The sequence below is a fragment of the Microseira sp. BLCC-F43 genome, from assembly GCF_041929235.1.
In the GTDB taxonomy this organism is placed as follows: Bacteria; Cyanobacteriota; Cyanobacteriia; order Cyanobacteriales; family Aerosakkonemataceae; genus Microseira.
This window is the reverse complement of record NZ_JBHFNP010000069.1, coordinates 1-3,030: the sequence shown is the minus strand read 5'-3', so window position 1 is coordinate 3,030 and position 3,030 is coordinate 1. Positions and strand designations below refer to the sequence as shown.

The 3,030-nt window shown below is 45.3% G+C and carries 6 protein-coding genes; all 6 read right to left on the bottom strand.

The window, feature by feature from the left end:
- Nucleotides 1-10 precede the first annotated feature (10 nt).
- The gene (locus ACE1CM_RS11520; RefSeq protein WP_374877611.1) at nt 11-511 is read right to left on the bottom strand and encodes a hypothetical protein; all 501 of its coding nucleotides are present in this window, start codon (nt 509-511) and stop codon (nt 11-13) included.
- A 2-nt stretch (nt 512-513) separates the two neighbouring features.
- Nucleotides 514-840 carry a hypothetical protein gene (locus ACE1CM_RS11515; protein WP_374877609.1) on the bottom strand — a complete coding sequence of 109 codons (327 nt, stop codon included), beginning with the start codon at nt 838-840 and terminating at the stop codon, nt 514-516.
- A 12-nt stretch (nt 841-852) separates the two neighbouring features.
- Nucleotides 853-975 carry a hypothetical protein gene (locus ACE1CM_RS11510; RefSeq protein ID WP_374877608.1) on the bottom strand — a complete coding sequence of 41 codons (123 nt, stop codon included), beginning with the start codon at nt 973-975 and terminating at the stop codon, nt 853-855.
- 28 nt (nt 976-1,003) lie between these two features.
- Complete coding sequence (locus ACE1CM_RS11505) at nt 1,004-1,504, bottom strand: hypothetical protein (RefSeq protein ID WP_374877606.1); 501 nt, start codon at nt 1,502-1,504, stop codon at nt 1,004-1,006.
- A gap of 6 nt (nt 1,505-1,510) precedes the next feature.
- Nucleotides 1,511-2,068 carry a hypothetical protein gene (locus ACE1CM_RS11500; protein ID WP_374877604.1) on the bottom strand — a complete coding sequence of 186 codons (558 nt, stop codon included), beginning with the start codon at nt 2,066-2,068 and terminating at the stop codon, nt 1,511-1,513.
- A 108-nt stretch (nt 2,069-2,176) separates the two neighbouring features.
- Nucleotides 2,177-2,980 (bottom strand): hypothetical protein, encoded by an 804-nt coding sequence (locus ACE1CM_RS11495; protein ID WP_374877603.1) that lies wholly within the window; start codon nt 2,978-2,980, stop codon nt 2,177-2,179.
- Nucleotides 2,981-3,030 lie beyond the last annotated feature (50 nt).

Below are 3,030 nucleotides of genomic sequence, written 5' to 3'. Positions count from 1 at the left end.
GAATCCCCAGCTATAAATTCATCTGCCATGCCCGCAGGTCATACCAGCGAAGTTCCGTTTGCCCCGCACCCACATCTTCTGTCGAAACACGTAAGTATCTAAACCCTCCCCACAGGTTTAACAGCAAAACCCGCTCGTTAGAAGTGGGTTTAATCCGAATGGCTTGCCACAGGGGCAGAAAAAATTGAGTATTAGACGAAGCCTCAACCGTCCAGTTAGCCTCCCCTCCATCCCACCCTGCGTTCATCCGCAAGCCAATTAAAACTTCCAGATACACCCGATTTAAAGTTTGTCCAAAATCTGCCTGAATCCACCCTTTGTTGCCACCGCCATAAGTTCTGCCCCAAGTAGTTGCAGTTGCGGTATTGCCGTCAGCGATCGCTCCCAAATTTCCCGGCGTATCTCCGTTCCAGTTGCCTGCGGTAAAGGCGACTCCCGATAAACTCACTGGGGTGAAGCTACCGCCAACAACAGTAACGGGAGTGATTGCGCCAAAGCCAACAATCGCCATCGCTAACTCCAATCAAAGCAGAGTAGCAAACCAGTACCGGAAGAGGTGAGAGCGTGAAACGCACCCGTATGAATTATCGGGCCTTCTTCCACCCACCCTTGTCCGGGTGCAAGCGGTACTCCCGTAGTTGCAGTCACGGTACTATCAAAGCCAAGCACCACAGTAGTCGTTGCACTGGGAGGATTAAATAGCATTGCTCGCTTGCGGTTGGCGTTAGCCACTAAAGCGCTAGCAACGGTGTTAGTTACAGAAGCAGTTGAGTGAGTACAAGCACCTGCACTGGTAATAGCTGAAGGAGTTGCTTGAGGTGCGATGTTAAATAAAGCCATATTTTTAGATCGCTAAGTTTTTGGTTGCTGGTAATCTTGAAGTGATTTAATTAAAGAATCGTAGTTAGATTGAGTAACCAGCCTAACTTTTGGAATTGTTCCATAAGCTTGATCAAACTCTTCTAACTCTTGCATAATTTATTTAACAATCAATTCATACTTGCTAGGGATTTCCACTTGAAAGTCTTTCTAGTATTTGATTAGTTTTGCTATCAATTACACTAATTGTCTCCCAGAAAGGTGGCGGCAGCTCTCCCGTGTATCGCCACACGGTGATGTGAGCTTGCTGGTGCCAGCGAGGAACAGAAGCTGTTAGTTTCCAAGTTCTAGGAGTTAGAGCGGGGAAAAACACCAACTGCTTTTTATTGGTTGCATGTTGGTACAGCGGTATTCGCCAACTAGCTACTTGTACCGCTCCTGAAGGATCGAGCGCAGCCGGTGCAGCAATTGATTGATTCAAATAACAGCCTAATTTCCACCAAGGCTTAGCAACTGGATTGTGAAATCGTGCTGCCATAATCCGACTGCGGCGAAATACAGGAACATCGAAATCTGGAATTGCTAACCGCCCATGCTCTGGATGCAATTGTGCTAAAACAATTTCAAAGTGTTCTACCTCCCAAAAGTCGCTGTTCGATAAATCTACGTCATTGAAAGAACTCATCGATAATTAAACAGTCATAGAGGCAATTGATTGTCGTCCAATTGCCAAGTAAGCCCGTCCGTTTTCGCCCAACCTAGTTTGCCCTTGTGCCCCGTTAAAAAGCGAAGTAAACAAAAGTATTAAATCGTCCAAACCTTCACTTGTAGTGGCTATGCCTACCGGAACTCTAAAGTGCGATTGTCCACCCGTAGCATCGTAGTAGCGAATCCACCTGGTATCCCAAGGAGTGCGTTGAGGCTCTGGGTTTGCATCGCCAAAGTACCAATTGATTGTTGCTAAAGGTATTCCGGCAGTTCTAGCACTTAACGGCGCGCTGTTTCCTGGTGCTGTCGCTAACCCGTTAATTGCCGCAAGACCACCGATTGCAGCAATAGAACGCTCGGAAGCAGAGACGGTAAGAATAGTGTTGGGTCTAGTAACGGAGTGAACAAAGTACGTAGTTCTAGGCGGTCGTGCGCGATACGGTCGGTTAGCTTCGCGAGTGCGCTGTGCCCGAAGTTGTTCCCTACGTCTTGCTATACGCGCTCTTTCTTCAAGTTCGGCAGCAGTGAGTATGCGGCCCATAAACTTTATTGCTCAAATATTTGGAATAAATCCAAAATAACCAGAATTAAACTGGTTTTTTAAGACAGGAAGGGTTAAACCGTTCATGTGGTTTTTTAGAAGTTACAGCTAGTCGATCAATCCGCGACCGGAATAGCCGCCGCGTCCGTAGAGAATTAGGGGTTGCTGCATTCCCCTGATGATTAGAGTGCTAAGGACAAACCTCACATCAGCGATTGGTCGTTCCCTTGGCATTCTTTGCAACCTACCCAGAACGGGTTTAGATGGCGGCAAGGTAGGATAGCGTTCGTTAGGTTCTTCATTGGCGATGTAATTCATGTTTCCCCATTCGGGAGTATGGTTTTGAACTTCTAAGACCTTTTCTATAACTCGTTTGCCTTCATCTTTATTTCGGCAAAGTAATTGCAATTGGTAACCCATTTCCCAATCGCAATAAGACACCATATCTTTACCTTTTTTCCAAATAAATCCCTCGCTAGAGCCAAAATTAGATTTGATGCGATTGGCGTAACTGCGTGCTTGGGATTCAGAAATATCGTTGTCAGAACCAGCGTCCATCAACCGAAAGCTGATTCTGCCATCAATAGGATTAAACCCTTCAGCTACATCGCTCAAGTCTTCTACAAACCACAATGTAATTTGCGGCTTGTGACGGCGGCGAGTTGAGTGACGAAAAGATTCGCTAAATACTTGGTTTCCTTTATTTAACTTGTTAAACAGTTCTATTCTTAAGTTGACAACTGAAGCACTATCATTATCCTTAACCAAGCCAGCTTTTTTTAAACTAACCTCGCTGGGAACGTTGCGGATATCTTCAATTATTTCCGGCACATCAACATCGCGAAATAATTGATTAACTTCCTGATTGTGAAGTAGGCGATAGACAGATTGTAAGTGGTCAAAATCATTCATGGTCGTTCACATTTATGGTCCTTCAATTGTAAAAGTTTGAGATTTAGTTT

Bases quoted from the DNA above. Each gene is read 5' to 3' on its own strand.
- ACE1CM_RS11520 (WP_374877611.1), bottom strand. From the start codon at position 511: ATGGCGATTGTTGGCTTTGGCGCAATCACTCCCGTTACTGTTGTTGGC.
- ACE1CM_RS11515 (WP_374877609.1), bottom strand. From the start codon at position 840: ATGGCTTTATTTAACATCGCACCTCAAGCAACTCCTTCAGCTATTACC.
- ACE1CM_RS11510 (WP_374877608.1), bottom strand. From the start codon at position 975: ATGCAAGAGTTAGAAGAGTTTGATCAAGCTTATGGAACAATTCCAAAA.
- ACE1CM_RS11505 (WP_374877606.1), bottom strand. From the start codon at position 1,504: ATGAGTTCTTTCAATGACGTAGATTTATCGAACAGCGACTTTTGGGAG.
- ACE1CM_RS11500 (WP_374877604.1), bottom strand. From the start codon at position 2,068: ATGGGCCGCATACTCACTGCTGCCGAACTTGAAGAAAGAGCGCGTATA.
- ACE1CM_RS11495 (WP_374877603.1), bottom strand. From the start codon at position 2,980: ATGAATGATTTTGACCACTTACAATCTGTCTATCGCCTACTTCACAAT.